Here is a 16,280-nt window from a genome sequence, read left to right as displayed (position 1 = left end):
GTCTCTGAATGCCGAGGCGCACCAGCGATCGGGACGCACGTCTCCCTGCAGGTATTGCCACTCGCGCGGCAAGCCGTCACCGAGCAGCGCGCCAAGTCCACCGTCGATCTGCGCCCGTCGACGAGCCTCGCGCGCTGCGGCCGTTCCACTGGTTGGGCCTAGCCGAGGGAGGGATCTATGGCAGTCGAGACCATCGAAGGAGTATCCGCAGCACCAGAGCTCAGGGTGCAGAGCGTGGCACCTGCCACCCGCCGCACCTGGGAGACCGCCGTGCGGCGAAGGGTTGCCGTGGTGGACACGATCGCCGTAAGCCTGGCCGTGCTCCTCGCTCACGTGGTCCGGTACGGCATCGCGGGGATCGTGGTGCTCGACGGCGGTGCGCTGGTGCAGCACCACGCGATCACCTCGGTGGTACTGATCGTCACCTGGCTCGCGGCGCTGTGGTCTTTGGGCTCCTTGGACCTCAAGCTCATGGGCGCCGGTTCCTGGGAGTTTGCTCGCGTCGTCAAGGTGACCATGGCCGTGTTCGGTACCGCGGCTATCGCTGCCTACCTGTCCAGGTGGGAGTTCGGCCGGACGTACGTCGGGATCGTGCTGCCGCTGGGTCTGCTACTGCTCCTCCTGGGCCGCTACCTGATGCGCCGCATCCTGGTTGAGGAGCGCAAGCTCGGCCGGAGTATGGCTACCGCCGTCGTCGTCGGGTCCCGGGAGAGCGCCGCGCACCTGATCGGCGAGCTCTCCCGCACGCCGCAGGCCGGCATCGAGATCGTGGCCGCCTGCACCCCATCGGCGGTTGAGCCTGTCGAAACCACTCCACACTTGCGCGGTGTCCCGGTGGTCGCTGACATCTGCGACGCCGCCGCCTATGTGGCCGAGCACAAGATCGACACGGTCGTGGTGACCGGATCCGACGAGGTGACGCCGAAGGCGCTCAAGCGCCTCGCGTGGGACCTCGAGCCGCACGGCGCTGATCTGGTGCTGGCACCAGGCCTCACTGACGTGGCCTTTCCGCGTATCCACACTCGCCCCGTGCCCGGTATGGCGCTTGTGCACGTCGAGGCTCCCGGGTACACCGTGCCGCAGCTGCAGTTCAAGCGGGTGTTCGACGTCGTGGGGTCCGCGCTGCTGATCGCGCTGTTCTCACTGCCGCTGGCCGTGACGGCTCTGGCGATCAAGCTGACGAGCCCTGGGCCGGTCCTTTTCCGGCAGACGCGCATCGGCGTGAACGGCGAGCCCTTTCAGGTGCTGAAGTTCCGCTCGATGGTCGTGGACGCCGAGTCCCGCCTCAAGGAGGTCGTCGGCGACAACGTCGGCATCTACTACAAGGCCCAGGACGACCCGAGGATCACGGGGGTGGGCAAGTTCATCCGGCGATTCTCTATCGACGAGCTGCCGCAGCTCTTCAACGTGCTCGGTGGGTCGATGTCGCTGGTCGGACCGCGGCCCTTGACACCGCACGGGCAGGAGCTCGATGTCACGGAGATCCGCCGCCGCGTCCTGATCAAGCCCGGGATGACGGGCCTCTGGCAGGTCTCGGGCCGAAACAACCTGAGCATCGACGAGTCCATGCGTCTCGATCTGTACTACGTCGAGAACTGGAGCATGGCGGAAGACCTCCACATCCTCCTGCGAACGGTGCGCGCGGTCGTGGGTCGTGATGGCGCCTCATAGCGACGTCGGTTTCGCCGCCGAGAAGGGGGCGGACCCGAGACGCGGTCGGCTTGCGTCGGCCAGTCTGATCGGCTCACAGGTGGTCGGGCAGTTGAGCCTGATGGCTGTCCTGCCTGTACTGACGCGAGCTTTTGGACCGGCGGCCCTGGGCGAGTATCAGGTGGCAACAGCTATCGCCATGACCCTGCAGCCGCTCGCAACTCTCCGAGTCGAATTCGTCCTCCCGGCGACGCGATACTCCGCGAATGCCCGCCGTCTCTATCGGACCGGCGTCCTGGCCATTCTCGTTGTCGCCGCGGTGGCGATCGCGGTCGGGATCGTCCTCGCCGTCGTCGGCGGTGGTAGTGGCGTGTCGGTCTCGATGATGTCCGCGGCGCTCATGGCTGCATTTGGGTTGACGGTCGTGGACAACGCTCGGCTGATTCGCTCTGGTCAGCTCAAGCTCCTGGCCCGGCGAAACCTCATATCCGGCCTGCTCGCCGCAGGCCTCCAGATCGTCACCGTTCTCGTCGGTGGAAGCATCCTGTTCGCCGCGTTCTCCATTCTCGCCGCGCGACTGATCTCAATGGCCATGACACGGGGACGCGGATTCGCTCGCGAGAGGGTCGAGGCGGGCGACGAAGACACTCCGTACACCATCCGTCGGATCATCCCGTCGATCGTCTCCGGCGTGACGGCCACCGCAACCAGCCAGTCGTTTGTCATTACTAGCGGTGCACTCGGCGCGGGTTCAGCCGCCTTTGTCGGGGTCGCCCAGCGCGCTGCTGGTGCGCCTCTAACGCTCATTGGTCAGGGGCTCGGCCAAGTTGTTCAGTCCAGGCTGGCACCCGTCGTCAGAGCACGGCGCCCAGACCTGGCACGACTCGTTCGGCGGCAGATCCTGATCCTCGGTACCTGCTCGCTAGCCATCGCGGCAGCGATCATCGTCGGCGCGCCGATCCTGGCTGAACCGCTGCTTGGTGAGGGCTGGGGCGCCGCCGGCGACATCGCGGCGCTCCTCGCCATACCTATGGCCTTTCAGCTCGTCGTCGGACCTCTGATGCCGGTCCTCCCGATGCTCGCTCGCGAACGGCTACTCGCCAAGCTGCAGATCTGGCGTCTCGTCGGGACCGCCCTCGTGCTGGCCCTGTCATTGGGAATGGGGATCGGCCTCGTCGGCGCGACCATCGCCTTCGGTGCAGTCACCGTGGCGGGGTACGTGGTCATGCTCGTGATCGTCCTGGCGGAGACTCGAAAGTACGACAGGAGTTGCCACGAATCGTTTATGGCACTGGATATCGCTCAAACAAACATCAGAAGCATGGAGTTGTGCAATGACGGGGACTGAAGATCGACTCATCTTCGTCAATCCGGCCGGTCAGCGGGACAACTTGGGGGACTCTGCGCTTCGACGCGCCTACCTGCAGTCCCTCAGGAAGATGGGAACGCTGCACGTTCTCGCGGGCCGGGATGAGTCTTACGCCACCGGGCTTGGGCTGCAGGAAGACGACCGCGTTTACACCGAACGATCACGTTGGTTTCGCGGCGCGCTCCAAGCAGCCGCACGGGGACGCGCAGACTTTGCCCTCAATGCAGGCGAAGTCGCAGGCGAACGGCGTGAGTTCTGGAAGTCATGGTGGCAGGTGCTGCTCTCGCTCGTTGTCAAGTTGCGCGGAGGGTCGGTCGTTATGACCGGCGTGTCCGTTCGGCCTGGCACGCCGGTTGCGATGACACACCTCCGCCGACTCTCGAGAATCGCAGACGTCGTCACTTGGCGTGATCGCCGCACGATGGATGCCGTCGGTCGAGGGAACGCAGTTCCCGACTGGGCGTTCGCCCTTGGGAGCCTGGAGCCATCTGGCGTACCGGACATCCGCAAGACAATTGCAGTCTCGATGAGGGGTGACCGTCCGCGACCTTCAGACGAATGGATCGCTGCCGTTCGTGACTTCGCGGACGACAAGGATGCGCGACTAGTCGTCGTCGTCCAGGTGGAACGAGACGCGCACCGATCGGAGGAGCTGGCACGGCTACTGGATGCAGATCTTCTCGTCTGGCCTGAAGGCATGACACATGAACAGCAAGAGGAACGCGTTCGCGCCGCCTACCGAACGTGCAAGGCGGTGCTCAGCGACCGGATCCACGCGCTGATCTTTGGGTACACCGAGGGCGCGATTCCTGTCGGCGTCTCGACGACGTCGCCGGAGAAGATCTCCCGGACGTTCAGTCTGGTGACGGATCTCCCGGTCGCGCCCATGGACGGCGTCGACGATCGGGCGAGGTGGAGCCATCTCGTCGAGTCCGGCTCGGAGCTGGCGGGCGCGCTCCGTTCGACGCGTCGCAGCATCGGTGATCTTCAGGCGCAACTCATCCAGAGCAGTCGGACCTAGACCATGGCGACGCATGCGCCGAGCCGGGTCTTGCCGCTGGACGGCACCGCGCGCCCGAAGGCCGGAATCTTTGCTGGTCAGATTCGGCGGGTCTACTACCACGTCTATGTCGCGTGCCTGTTGGGCGCCAACGCGGTGCTGTTGGTGCCTCAGTCGTCTCCAGGCGACACGGGTACGTCGCAGCTCTTCATCGCGAGCTGGCTCCTTCTGGCCGGCTGGACCCTTCTGCTGCTCCTGACGAGCGTTCGGCATGCGTCCAGGTCTTTGGGCGCCACGCTGGCGTTTCCCGTGTACGTCCTCGCGTCAGCAATCTGGTCGATCGAGCCGTCGATGACGATCGTCTTTGGCCTGCTGCTTGCAGCCAATATTGTCGCGGCTTACCTCATGGCCGAAGAACTCGAGATCGGCGAGATCCTCACCATCGTCGCGCGTGTCGTGGTCGCGCTCACGGTGGTGGGACTGATCGCGTACTACCTGGGCGTGCCGCAGGTCTACCACCAGGACCACCACCAGCGGCCCAACATTCTGGGCGGCATCCCGTTCCGAGGCTTCTTTCCTCACAAGATCACGGCCGGCCTCTACGCGGCGATCGGTGCCATCGCTGTCTGCGCTCGGATGCGCGGCGTGCGAAGAGCGAGTGCGCTCGCCGTTCTGGGTTGGGCCGCCCTGCTGTCGGGATCTGCCACAGCACTCGTGCTGTTCGGCGCCGGACTCGTCGCCTTCGGAGCTGTGCGAGCAGCCGGCAAGCGGAAAGTTCGGACCTCGGCGCTGCTGATCCGGTTGGCAGGCTTGGTGGCGGTGGGCGGAGCCCTGGCGGCGGCCAATTGGAGTCACCTTCTCATGATGCTGGATCGCGACCCGACCCTGACGGGGCGCACGATCCTCTGGGATTGGGGCATGTCCACCTGGTTGGAGAAACCGCTGGCAGGCTGGGGATTCGATGCCTACTTTCGGTCACCGTACGCCGAACAGATCCGACAGGCCGTACCGGTGTTTCGGAACTACGAGATCCCGCATTTCCACCAGGCCTACCTCCAGACTGCCGTCGACCTAGGGCTTATCGGCCTGGCGATGGTAGTCGGAATAATTGTCTATATCTTGGTGAACTCATATCGGTACGCGCTGGAAGGCGAGATGGTCGTCGGTGTCGCCATCTTCTCGATCACTGCTTTGATAGCGGGTGCCGGAACGGTGATGTTTGTCTTCGTTACCTATAACCATTTCGCAACCTTTGGTCTTTTCCTATTCGCATTCGCCTTGCGGCGCCTCCGCCGAGAGGCCAGAGGCCGGCGGGTGGTGAAGCGCCATCGCACGCGCGACCTCGCTCCACGCCTGGGACCGCGAACGGAAAGCATCGTCGCGAGGCGAGCAATGGAACCTGTGGGATAGCGACAGACGTTCAATCGAGTTTGGCGGGCCCAACCAATTGTTGCGGCCGGTCCCAATGGCGAAGGGAATACTATGCAAGTTGCTCCAGTGCAAGTCAAGGGATTCGATCTCTCGGTCACGCCCCTTACCTCCGAGGAGGTCGTCGATCACATTGTCGATGCGACGTCGCAGAAGCGTGGATTGACGATATCAAACGTCAATCTCCACGGGCTGTACATGTTCGAGACCGATCCACAATTCGCCAACTTCACCAAGTCCGCGGACCTTTGTCTGGTCGATGGATGGCCAGTTCTGAAACTCGTCGAGGGAAGACCGCTGCCGAGCCGCTACAGAGTCGGCAGCACCGACTGGCTCGAGGTGCTCCTGGGTCAGGGTGGGTTCACCATCGCCGCGATCGGCGGTACTCCCGAGTCGAGCGCCCGGACCGCCGAGGTGTTCAACCGAGAGTTCGACGTCACGTGGCTCCCTCAGCACGGGTACGACCTGGAGAAGCGATCCTCCGAAGTTGACGCCGCGATCCGGGAAGCCGACATCGTCCTGGTCGGCCTCGGAATGCCACGGCAGGAGCGGTGGATCCTGAAGAACTCCGACAAGCTCTCCGGCAAGGTCGTTGCCAACGTGGGAGGGTGTTTTGACTACTACTCCGGTGCGCAGCGGCTAGCGCCACGGTGGATGGGTGCCATGGGACTGGAGTGGCTCTATCGACTTTCTTGCGACCCACGGCGCCTTGCCCGCCGGTATCTCGTCGAGCCGTTCCGTCTGGCGCGGCTGGTGCGGCGGCGCAACGCCTCGAGGAGGCGCCATGCATGACGCTCCTGTCGTCGATGTCGTCATTCCTACGATCGGGCGCGCGTCCGTCGTGCGGGCGGCGTCGACAGCCGTGACTCAGAGTATTCCAACCCGGGTGACCGTCGTCCTCGATCGACAGAGTGAGTACGACAACGTAACGGCGATGCTCGCCGATATCCCGTGCCGCATCCTGTGTACGAAGGGCGGGGAGGGTGGCAGCGCAGCCCGGAACCTCGGGCTTGCGGATGCTTCCGCCCCTTGGGTCGCATTTCTTGACGACGATGACTGGTGGGACAGCACGCATCTCGAGGGCCGGCTGGCTGCGGCAACGGCGATTGCGGGCCACCGACCGGACCTGGTGCTCGGGCGCTTCGTCTTTGAGCTGCCAAGCGGGGGTTCTCGCGTTGTGCCAGACACCGCTCCAGCGGGCCGCGACCAGGCCGTAGCGCGATACATCGTCACTCGCGATCGCTTCCGGTTCGGTCGCAATGCCGTTCAGACGAGCGGAATCGTCGTGAATCGCGAGCTCGCACAGGACGTCCGGTGGTCGAACGAGCTTCGTAAGCACCAGGACTGGGATCTCGTCCTCCGCCTTCTGGATCGGACCGGTGGCGAGTTTGCCTGGGATGAACGTGCGTCCGCGCATGTTGCGAAGGGAAGTGCGTCCTCAGTCTCGCGGGTCCCGGATTGGCGTCATTCGCTTGACTGGTTCACGACGTATCAGTCGCGGATTCCCGGGCGTGCGGGCGCCGACTTCCTCACGGTTCACGTGCTCCGCGCCGCGCTCGCGTCCCGTTCCTTCGACGGTGTGCGCAGTTATCTCGTCGCGCTGAGGGCGGCACCTCACGCTGCCGCCCTTGCGGTCGGACTGTCAGGCATCGTCAAACGCGGCTGACGATGGCCCGTCGCCCTCAGGCGTCAATCCGGCGCCCGGGCACCATCATGCGTGGGCCAGACGAGCGATCTGGGCCGTGGGCACGTAGGTAGCGCGCCTCGCACCGGCCATGGACGAAGTACCGACCTAGGGTCGTTTCGCGCTCTGCACGACCGTGACGAGCGCTGGTGATATCCCTGCAGTCTCGCGACCCGAGCTGCGCCGGGGGTCTTAATGGGAGGACGGCCAGTTGGAACTCGCTGATTACCTGAGCCTGCTGCGTAAGCGTTGGCTGTCTATCGCGCTGCTGACTGTCGTCGGCGTGCTCGCCGGCTTCGGCGCGTCGGCCTTGGCCACACCGGCCTACACGGCGCAGGCCCAGGTGTTCGTCTCCGTGCGCGGGTCGGACACGACGTCCGACCTGCTGCAGGGCTCGAACTTCACCGTGCGACAGGTGAGGTCCTACATCCAGCTGGTCCAATCGCCGCGGGTGCTGCAGCCCGTCCTCGACGAGCTGGGGCTGACGGAGACGACGTCGGACCTGGCCGAGCGTGTGAGTGCAGAGAGCCCGCTGGACACGGTGCTCATCAACCTCTCGGTGGAGGACCCCTCACCCGAGCAGGCGGCGGCCATCGCGAACGCTGTGGCGGACTCCCTGTCCGACGTCGTCCAGGAGCTGGAGACGCCCATGGGCGAGGTGCAGTCGCCCGTCGAGGTCAGCACGGTTCGGTCCGCCTCGGTGCCGGAGGCGCCGTCGTCGCCGAACACCACGATGAACCTGGCGCTCGGCCTGCTCGTAGGCCTCGCCCTCGGCGTCGGCATCGCCGTGCTGCGCGACGTGCTCGACACCAAGGTGCGCGACGTCGCCGACGTCAACGCGATCACCGACGCCCCCGTGCTCGGCGCCATCGCCCACGAGGCCGAAGCGGCCACACACCCCCTGATCATCGAGGAACCTGCCGGCTCGCCGCGGTCCGAGGCGTTCCGACGCCTGCGCACCAACCTGCAGTTCCTGGCGGTCGACGAGAACGCCAAGGCGATCGTCGTGACGTCGTCCCTCCCCGCAGAGGGTAAGAGCACCACGTCGATCAACCTGGCGCTCACCCTGGCAGACGCCGGTGCCAAGGTCGCCCTGGTAGACGCCGACCTGCGCCGCCCGACCGTCGCGAAGTACCTCGGCCTCGAGGGATCCGTGGGCCTGACCACCGCCCTCATCGGCCGCGCCGCCATCGACGACGTGGTGCAGCCGTGGGGCAACGGCAACCTCGACGTCATCACCTCCGGCCAGGTGCCGCCCAACCCCAGCGAGCTGCTCGGGTCCCATCGCATGTCCGAACTCGTGGACGAGCTGAACCGCAGGTACGACGTCGTGATCATCGACTCGCCGCCGCTGCTGCCCGTCACCGACGGCGCGATCCTGGCCCGCCTGGTAGGCGGCGCCGTCGTCGTCGTCGGTGCCGGCACCACCCAGAAGGCGCAGCTCCAGGATTCGCTCGACACGCTCGGCACCGCCAACGCGCGCGTTCTCGGCACCGTCGTCAACCGGGTGCCGACTCGCGGCGGCCGCGACAAGTACGAGTACTCGTACTACACGGCGAGCGACGCACCTACGGCCGGCCGCACGGGAACGACGGCCGGCAAGCGCCGCGCCGGCAAGCACGCCCCTGCCCCGGCCCAGATCCCGGAGCACCGCGATGCGCAGGTCGAGGCGCTGGTCGGCTCGCGCGCCTCGTAGCTGCACGACGAGCGCACCTTTCCGTAGATACACACGCACGACGTTCAGGAGCCTTATGACGACCGCCCCCATGCCAGGCGCCGGGCAGGGCCCCCTGCCGGGACCCGGCACGCCCGAGGCGCCCGCCCGGACCCGCCGCCGGATGAGCGGCAAGGCCAAGGCGCTCACCGCCGTCGGGGTGCTCGTGGCCCTCCTGCTGGGCGGCGGCCTGGGCGCCGTACTGCTGTTCCAGCACAACCTGGACCGCAACATCGAGCGGCTCGGCGACCCGTTCGCCGACCTCCCGGAGCGGCCCGACCCGGCGCCAGCGGCGGGCGCGAACGGCCCCGTGAACTTCCTCGTCGTCGGTTCGGACTCCCGCATCAACGCGAACGACCCGACCCAGTGGGCATACGGCGCGCAGCGCACCGACACGATCATGCTGGTGCACCTACCCGGGGACCGCCAGGCCGCCCAGGTGATCTCGTTGCCGCGCGATCTGTGGGTGCCGATCCCCGGCCACGGCGAGTCCAAGATCAACGCCGCATTCAGCTGGGGCGGTCCGCCGCTGCTCATCCAGACCGTCGAACAGCTCACCGGGATCCGCATCGACCATTTCCTGGTCACCAGCTTCGAGTCGTTCGCCGAGATGACGGACACGCTCGGCGGGGTGGAGATCACCGTGGCGCACGACGTGCACGACCGGGCGCAGGGGTTCCAGCCCGCAGGCACGCACCTGATGACGGGCGAGGAGGCCCTGCGGTACGTGCGTACCCGGTACGGCCTGCCGCACGGCGACTTCGACCGGGTGCAGCGCCAGCAGAACTGGATGCGCGCCATCATGAAGGACGTCGCCCAGAACCGCACCGACGTCCGCACCGTGACCGACTTCCTCACCACCGTCAGCCGGTCCGTTGCCGCCGACGACGCGCTCACCGCGGGCCGGATGCGCGAGCTGTTCACGAGCACGATCGGGCTCGGACCCGGCGACGTCACCTTCCTCACCGCCCCGCACGCCGGCACCGGCCGCAGCCCCGACGGGCGGCAGTCCATCGTGGTGCTCGATCGTCAGCGGCTCGACCCGCTCATGGCCGCTATCGCGGCCGACGACGCGACCGCGTATGTGGCCGAGCACGCGGAGGAGCTGAAGATCCTCGGGCACACGGTCCGTTAAGCAAGTTCTCCATCGGAACTCGTGGGAGCCGCGACTCGTCGCGGGAGGAGGAAACGTGTTCGTCGTCCTGTTCGTCTGCACCGGAAACATCTGCCGGTCTCCGGCGGCCGAGGCGCTGCTGCGGCGCGCCGTCGACCCCACCGTGACAGTGGCCTCCGCCGGCACGCGAGGGCTGAGCGCACAGCCCGTGCACCCGCCCATGGCGCGCCTGCTGACCGAGGACGGAATCGACACGTCCGAGTTCCGCTCGCACTGGCTGACACCGGAGGACGTGCGCGACGCCGACCTCGTGCTCACCCTCACCGCGGCGCACCGTGCCCAGGTGCTGGAGGTCGAGCCGCTGGCGCTGCGACGCACCATGTCGCTCGGGGAGCTTGCACGCCTCGCGTCCGCCGTGCCTGCCGGAACGGTCGCCGGAGCGACCGACGCCGAGCGGCTCGGCCCCCTGGTACGGGCCGCCCTCGGGCTACGTCACCGGTTCCTGGGCACGGACGACGCGTACGACGACGTCGTCGACCCCTACGGGCTCGCCGACGAGGTGTACCAGGCGTCGTACGCGCAGATCAACGGGCACCTGGACAGGCTGGTCACGGCGCTGCGGACGCGATAACAGCCGCCGGCACCGGAGACACCAACCTCAAGCGAGCCGCCACACCCCTACGGCCGGCCCGTCGCCGCCGAGGCGGAGTCCGTCGCCCCCGACCGTCAGCGGCGGAGTCCCGACGAGCGACCCTCCATACAGCAGCTCGGGCGCCTGGGCCCCGAGCAGCCACGACGGCAGGGTCGCCCCGCGCCACGGCCCGCGCGCGACGACGACGAGCACGCGCTCCTCGGGCGTCTCGCGCAGGAACGCGACGGCGTCGTCGTCGACCACGGCCCAGCGCAGGCCGCCGTCGCGCAGCGCACCGCTGTCGCGGCGCAGCCTCGACAGCGAGCGGAACACCCCGTACGTCTCCAGGTCCCAGCGCGCGCCGCCGGTCGCGGCCTGGTCCGACGCCATCGTGGTACGGGCGTGCTCTCCGTTGGAGCCGACGGCCCCGGTCTCGTCGCCGGCGAACAGCATGGGCGTGCCCGGGTAGGCGTAGAGCATCGCGGCCGCGAGCTCGACCGTGGCGGCGGAACCCAGGATCGTGCGCACGCGCGGGGTGTCGTGCGAGCCGAGGATGTTCCACTGCGCCGCCGCGACCTGCCACGGCACGCGCGAGGCGAACTCGCGCATCACGGCGACCATCGCCCGGCCCGGCCCGCGCCCGTACGGCACCGGCAGACCCAGGTGGTGGTAGCCGGCGGCGGGGTCGGCGAGCCAGCCCCACACGGGTCGGGAGACGCCGGCGTAGTTCATCGAGGCGTGCCAGCCGTCGCCCGGCAGGTCCCCCGTGTCGCGGCCTGGGCAGCGCCGCGTGACGTCCTTGAGCCGGGCCAGCCCCCGCCGCGAGCCGTCGAAGTCCGTCATCAGCAGCCCGGACTCGTGCAGCCGGGCGAGCGCCGCCTCGATCGCGTCGGCGGTGTGCCATCCGCCATACCAGGCCTGGACCGCCTTGACAACGCGGGCGCGCTCGTCCGCCGACTCGAGCAGCGCCAGGTCGAGGCGCCCGCCGACGACGGCGTCCTCGACGTCGTGCACCGAGTACGCGATGTCGTCAGCAAGGTCCATGACCTGCGCCTCCATCGACCGCACGCCCGCCGGCGCGCCCTGGCGCAGCCAGGCGAAAACGGGCCCGTCGTCCGGGTAGACGCCGAACTTGGGCGTCATGGTGCCGTCGGGTCGCAGCGGGCCCTCGCCCATCTCCCACGGGTACTTCACCGACGCGTCGAGCGAGGCGCGCGTGAGGTTGAGCCCGGCGCCGTCGACCTTGGGCTCGAGCCGGGCGAGCAGGCGCAGCGTCTGCGCGTTGCCCTCGAACCCGCCGATGCCGGCGGCGACGACGGCGAGCGCCCGCTCCCCGTTGTGGCCGAACGGCGGGTGCCCCAGGTCGTGCGTGAGGCACGCGGTGTCCACCAGGTCGGGGTCGCACCCCAGCGCGCGCCCCATCTCGCGCCCGATCTGCGCGACCTCGAGCGAGTGCGTCAGCCGGGTGCGGACGAAGTCGTCGGTGCCGGGCGTGAGCACCTGCGTCTTGGCGCCGAGCCGGCGCATGGCCGAGGAGTGCACCACGCGTGCGCGGTCGCGCTCGAACGGCGTGCGCGACTTCTGCTTGGGCGGCTCCTTGACGTATCGCTCGACGTCGGCGTCGCCGTAGGAGGGTGTGCCCTGCTCACCCTCGGCAGAAGGTCTGCACGGGGGGAAGCCTAACGACGTGTCTACACATCGACGGGTCGCTGGCTGCCACGGTAGACAGCCGTACGCAGCTCGTTCTCCCAATCGCGTGCAAGCGGCATTCCGAGCTCGTGGGCGATGGCGACCTCCGCCTCGACGTCGTACGGGACGCGGCGCTGGCCAGTTGCCTCATTCCTGGTCGGTCACGTCGACCGACGCCGGCGCGGGGCCTCCAGCTGATCCGTGCGGCATGATCGGCCAGGGGCCGCCATCACGACCAGGACCCGATGCGCGACGACCCGTCGACGCACCTGCGGATGCCCGCAGAAACGCAGTTGCGCGCCGGCCCGTGCACGCATGGATGGGCAGGTCATTGCCCTTGAGGTGAGCGCCGCCGAGTTGCGAACCGGACACGGACGGGTGCATCCCACCGGGTGAAATTACAAATGTGTAAGGCGCTCCCGAATGCGGGCCTGGTAGACAGACCGCGCAACGCACGCTCAATGAGGAGGTTCGTCTTGCAGATTCAAATCACCAAGTTCGGGGCTCGGATGTCCGCACTGGCGCTTGCCGCAGCGCTCGCCGGTGGCGGTCTCGTGGTGACCGCAGGGTCAGCGTGGGCAACCAGCAACTGCGGCACCGCGAAGCAAGACCACCCGACGGACTCCAGCGCTCGTGTGGCGGCCTGGAGCACCTCTCTCGACGCCAACAAGAAGGCGCGCGGGGAGCTCGTGCGCTCGTCCATCTTCCCGAACAAGTTCACCCCGTGGTTCACCGACGACAGCGGGAAGAAGTACTACTCCGACTACGCCAGCTTCGCCATCGGCACGTCGTGCGAGATCGCCACCGTCTAGCAGTGAGCCCGGTGATCGCATCGCATGCGGCAAGCGTGGGCCCCTCCGACAGCGAGGCGTCTGTGCTTGCCGCGTGCGTTGACCTGACGGTCGTACTGGGGTCGGGTCATGCTCGCGCGACGCCGTTGTCCAGTCTCGATCTCGTGGTCCGGGCCGGGGAGACAGTCGCCGTCTGCGGCCCGAGCGGTAGCGGGAAGTCGACGCTACTGCGGGTTCTGGCGGGAGACATCGACCCGGCCTCCGGACACGTCGAGGTTTCAGGTGTGCCCCCGCGAGAAGCGCGTCGCCTTCCGGGGATCGGATTGATCCACCAGGACTTCCAGCTCGTGTCGTTTCTTACTGGCCTGGAGAACGTCGCGATCGCTCTCGAAGTGCGTGGCATGCCGAGCCGCGCGGCTGTCGAGCAAGCCAGAGCCATGCTCGACGAGCTTGACGCCGGCCCTTTCGCCACTCGGTTTCCTGGGGAGATGTCCGGGGGCGAGAAGCAGCGAGTCGCCGTCGCGCGCACGATGGTCTGCCGACCTGCGTTGGTGCTCGCGGACGAGCCCACAGCCGCTCTGGACCGAGTGACGGCGCAGTCGGTCATCGCGCTGCTGAGCCAGGCGGTTCACGACCGGGGTGCCACGCTGGTCGTGGCCACTCACGACCCGAGGGTCTCGGAAGCAATGGACGTGACGTACGACCTCATCGATGGTCACCTCCAGCCGGCATTGGCCAGGATCGACTAGAGGGCGACGCGCGTGTCGGAACGAGGTGCTCGCAGGAAGCTGGTCCGGCGGTTGGTCACGCGTGAGACAAGCTTGTTCCTGCTGTTGGCCGCAACAGTAGCTGTGTGCGTAACCGTGATCGTCCTGCTCGACGGCATGCGCGCATCAGGTGCCCGAGCGGAGGAACAGAGCGCCGCTGGCCAAAACGCAGGGTTCGAGTACACCGTGCAGGTGTCCGACGCTAAGGCGGCGGAAGCGCTCGATGCGGCCGGTCTCCCGAGGGTCACCACAACCAGCGGCGCGGCCGCTACCAACGCCACACGGCTCGACGTCACGCTGGTGATGAGCCCCGACCCCCGGGTGGAGGCACGCTACGGGGTCGACATCCGAGCGGACGCGGGTCCGGTTTCGGGTCCGGTGTCAGTGGCCATATCCGAGGCCGCCGCGCGTTCCTTGGGTGTCGACGTCGGGGCGAGCATTCGCCTGACAACCGATGGCCTGAACCTGGAACGGGTAGTAGGCCGGGTCTTCTCCATCCCCAACGAGCCGTACCTGCGCACAGCTGTTGCCGTCCTCGACGCGGGCGCCCAGCCACCCGGAGCCTCCCGGTGGCTGCTGGACACCCCGGACTTCTCCAACCCTGCGATCGAGGCCGCGCTGAACGATGAGTCGGTCCGCGTGACCGTGCGCTCCTCGCGGGGCATTGCGCAGGAACGCACCGACGTTCTGGACACGGGACGGTTCGCCGCGCTGGTCTACATCGGTCCGTTCGGGCTGCTATTCACGCTGGCGGCATGGACCGGGGTCGTGACGATCGCGCGCTCACGAATGCTGATCCACACCGGCGCGTTGCGCGCCCTCGGGCTATCGAGCAGCGATGCGCGAGGTGTGCTGCGGCGCGCCTGCTCTGCGGCTGCCGTCACTGGCGCACTCGCCGGCGGCCTTGCGGGCCACCTCGCGGTCGCTGTGCTCTACCAGATGTTAGGTCGGGTCGCCGACCAGGCGTGGCAGACCGGGGCGATCAATCTCGGGCGGACAGTCGCGTTCCTGACCGCCACCGTCGTCGGGGTCCTCATCGTCATCGAGCTTGTCCTCAGGAGCGAGCAGGGCCACGCACGCTTCCGGCTCGACCTTACTTCGCGTACTCGAGCCCTCGTCGGCGTCGGCGGGCTCGCCGCAGGTGCACTCATCTACGGGGCGAGTTTGATCCACCTCATCAACCCCTATGGCGGAGCCTTGTGCTGCGGCCTAGTGCTGCTGCCTGCCGCCGTGGCCCTGAGCCGCATTGTCACCGACTACGCTGCCCGCGTCGGTCCACGGCACGTCGTCGCCGCCGCACAGCGGGCCACCCCAACCGCATGGTTCACCGCGCTGGTCGGTGCCGCGCTTGTCCTGTCTGGCTCATTCCTGTCGGCGCAGGGGCGTAGCGAGTACATCACCGGAGCCGAGAGGTACGCGCCCTTGCAACCGTCCTCGTCGATCCTTGTCACAGAGGCCGACGCCTCGACCGTCGATCTGGTCGCAGGCACATGGGCAGCAGTGGACCACGGTCAGCTGCCGGCACCCTGGCTCCTGAACCTGCCCGACAGTTCCCGGACCCGGTTCTTCGCCTCAAGCCCGGAGTTCGTCCAGTGCGCGAAGGTGGGAGACCTGCGTCTTGGGGATGAGAGCTGCCCTGTGCCCGCAGAGACGTACGTCAACCCGACAGACCTAGCGATCGGCGCTCAGAACGCGCCCGGCTGGCACGAGACAGGCGCCCCTGTCGTCGCCGACCCCGCCCTGATCTCCGACGGCATGATCGGGCTGCTAGCCACGAATACTGACGGACAGATCATTGACGCCTGGGTCGTCGCGGCCCAACCCAACGCCGCGCTGGGTAACCTACTCCCCGGTGCAGTCGTCGCGCCAGGCTCTGCGCTTGCGGAAGAGCTCGGGCTCACCGCCAGCGGCTATAACCAGATCGTGCTCGACGGATCGCAGCTGTCTCTCGACGACCTGGACCGCACCGCGGCCACCATCTCCGCAGTCGTTCCGGCATCCCAAGTGTTCGTGGAGCGCGGATTCGAGGACGCTGGGCTCAACGCCTTCACCTTGTTCACAGGAGTCGGTACCGCCGCCCTCGCCGGTTCGATGATGGCGATCTTCGGCCTCGGTGTTGTGCGCTCCAGCCGCCCCCTCCTCGAGATCCTGGACGGTCTCGCGCTGGCACGCCGTACCCGCTGGTTGCTCGCCGCGGTCATGATGGCCGATCCCGTGCTGGCCATACTCGCGGGTCCGACCGCGCTCATCCTGACCGCCCCGCTTTGGGGGTCGCAATCCGTCAACTGGGCCACACCAGTCGTCTTCCTGCCTGCCGCCACAGCGCTCGCCATCCTCGCGACCACGATCGTCACGTTGGGCAGGGCCCCAACTTCCACCAACCGGCTGTGGCCGAGTGCAAAGAGCACGTCGTCTGCCACCTGAGGCAGCTCCGGCACGGCTC

The 16,280-nt window shown here is 67.6% G+C and carries 13 protein-coding genes and 1 pseudogene; 12 read left to right on the top strand and 2 right to left on the bottom strand.

Annotation, left to right across the window (positions count from 1 at the left end; translation table 11 throughout):
- Positions 1–291 precede the first annotated feature (291 nt).
- From ACO4JP_RS07185 to ACO4JP_RS07145, 9 genes are all read left to right on the top strand, one after another.
- A complete protein-coding gene (locus ACO4JP_RS07185; RefSeq protein ID WP_425956694.1) occupies positions 292–1,671 on the top strand; it encodes a sugar transferase in 1,380 nt (459 codons plus the stop codon).
- A gap of 79 nt (positions 1,672–1,750) precedes the next feature.
- Positions 1,751–2,998, top strand: coding sequence for a lipopolysaccharide biosynthesis protein (locus tag ACO4JP_RS07180; protein WP_425956693.1), 1,248 nt, complete (start codon positions 1,751–1,753; stop codon positions 2,996–2,998).
- Complete coding sequence (locus tag ACO4JP_RS07175) at positions 2,985–4,040, top strand: polysaccharide pyruvyl transferase family protein (protein WP_425956692.1); 1,056 nt, start codon at positions 2,985–2,987, stop codon at positions 4,038–4,040. The genes ACO4JP_RS07180 and ACO4JP_RS07175 overlap by 14 nt, the downstream gene beginning before the upstream one ends.
- Before the next feature lie 3 nt (positions 4,041–4,043).
- Entirely contained in the window at positions 4,044–5,429 is a 1,386-nt protein-coding gene (locus tag ACO4JP_RS07170; RefSeq protein ID WP_425956691.1) for an O-antigen ligase family protein, read from the top strand.
- 87 nt (positions 5,430–5,516) lie between these two features.
- On the top strand, positions 5,517–6,239 hold the full coding sequence (locus ACO4JP_RS07165) for a WecB/TagA/CpsF family glycosyltransferase (RefSeq protein ID WP_425956690.1): 723 nt from the start codon (positions 5,517–5,519) through the stop codon (positions 6,237–6,239).
- Positions 6,232–7,113, top strand: a complete 882-nt coding sequence (locus tag ACO4JP_RS07160) for a glycosyltransferase family 2 protein (protein ID WP_425956689.1) — start codon at positions 6,232–6,234, stop codon at positions 7,111–7,113. Before ACO4JP_RS07165 ends, ACO4JP_RS07160 begins: the two co-directional genes overlap by 8 nt.
- A 229-nt stretch (positions 7,114–7,342) precedes the next feature.
- Positions 7,343–8,827 (top strand): polysaccharide biosynthesis tyrosine autokinase, encoded by a 1,485-nt coding sequence (locus ACO4JP_RS07155; protein WP_425956688.1) that lies wholly within the window; start codon positions 7,343–7,345, stop codon positions 8,825–8,827.
- 55 nt (positions 8,828–8,882) lie between these two features.
- A complete protein-coding gene (locus tag ACO4JP_RS07150; RefSeq protein ID WP_425956687.1) occupies positions 8,883–9,980 on the top strand; it encodes an LCP family protein in 1,098 nt (365 codons plus the stop codon).
- Between the two features lie 55 nt (positions 9,981–10,035).
- The gene (locus ACO4JP_RS07145; protein WP_425956686.1) at positions 10,036–10,590 is read left to right on the top strand and encodes a low molecular weight phosphatase family protein; all 555 of its coding nucleotides are present in this window, start codon (positions 10,036–10,038) and stop codon (positions 10,588–10,590) included.
- 27 nt (positions 10,591–10,617) lie between these two features.
- On the opposite strand, the gene ACO4JP_RS07140 is transcribed toward ACO4JP_RS07145, so the two are convergent.
- Together ACO4JP_RS07140 and ACO4JP_RS07135 are read right to left on the bottom strand one after the other, a co-directional pair.
- Entirely contained in the window at positions 10,618–11,199 is a 582-nt protein-coding gene (locus ACO4JP_RS07140) for an alpha-amylase family glycosyl hydrolase (protein ID WP_425957065.1), read from the bottom strand.
- Positions 11,200–11,361: 162 nt separating this feature from the next.
- Positions 11,362–12,342: pseudogene (locus tag ACO4JP_RS07135) on the bottom strand (deoxyguanosinetriphosphate triphosphohydrolase); the annotation flags it as partial.
- Between the two features lie 398 nt (positions 12,343–12,740).
- Between ACO4JP_RS07135 and ACO4JP_RS07130 the strand changes: the two are divergent.
- The 3 genes from ACO4JP_RS07130 (at position 12,741) to ACO4JP_RS07120 (ending at position 16,261) form a co-directional block, all read left to right on the top strand.
- Positions 12,741–13,091, top strand: a complete 351-nt coding sequence (locus ACO4JP_RS07130; RefSeq protein WP_425956685.1) for a hypothetical protein — start codon at positions 12,741–12,743, stop codon at positions 13,089–13,091.
- Between the two features lie 2 nt (positions 13,092–13,093).
- Positions 13,094–13,819, top strand: coding sequence for an ABC transporter ATP-binding protein (locus tag ACO4JP_RS07125; protein ID WP_425956684.1), 726 nt, complete (start codon positions 13,094–13,096; stop codon positions 13,817–13,819).
- Positions 13,820–13,933: 114 nt separating this feature from the next.
- Positions 13,934–16,261, top strand: a complete 2,328-nt coding sequence (locus tag ACO4JP_RS07120) for a hypothetical protein (RefSeq protein WP_425956683.1) — start codon at positions 13,934–13,936, stop codon at positions 16,259–16,261.
- Positions 16,262–16,280 lie beyond the last annotated feature (19 nt).

The sequence above is a fragment of the Xylanimonas sp. McL0601 genome (assembly GCF_049852175.1).
Taxonomy (GTDB): Bacteria; Actinomycetota; Actinomycetes; order Actinomycetales; family Cellulomonadaceae; genus Xylanimonas.
This window is presented reverse-complemented; position numbering and strand designations above follow the sequence as displayed.

Coding starts and splice junctions, on each gene's coding strand:
- ACO4JP_RS07160 (WP_425956689.1), top strand. CDS start 6,232: ATGCATGACGCTCCTGTCGTCGATGTCGTCATTCCTACGATCGGGCGC.
- ACO4JP_RS07130 (WP_425956685.1), top strand. CDS start 12,741: ATGAGGAGGTTCGTCTTGCAGATTCAAATCACCAAGTTCGGGGCTCGG.
- ACO4JP_RS07150 (WP_425956687.1), top strand. CDS start 8,883: ATGACGACCGCCCCCATGCCAGGCGCCGGGCAGGGCCCCCTGCCGGGA.
- ACO4JP_RS07170 (WP_425956691.1), top strand. CDS start 4,044: ATGGCGACGCATGCGCCGAGCCGGGTCTTGCCGCTGGACGGCACCGCG.
- ACO4JP_RS07175 (WP_425956692.1), top strand. CDS start 2,985: ATGACGGGGACTGAAGATCGACTCATCTTCGTCAATCCGGCCGGTCAG.
- ACO4JP_RS07140 (WP_425957065.1), bottom strand. CDS start 11,199: ATGCGCGAGTTCGCCTCGCGCGTGCCGTGGCAGGTCGCGGCGGCGCAG.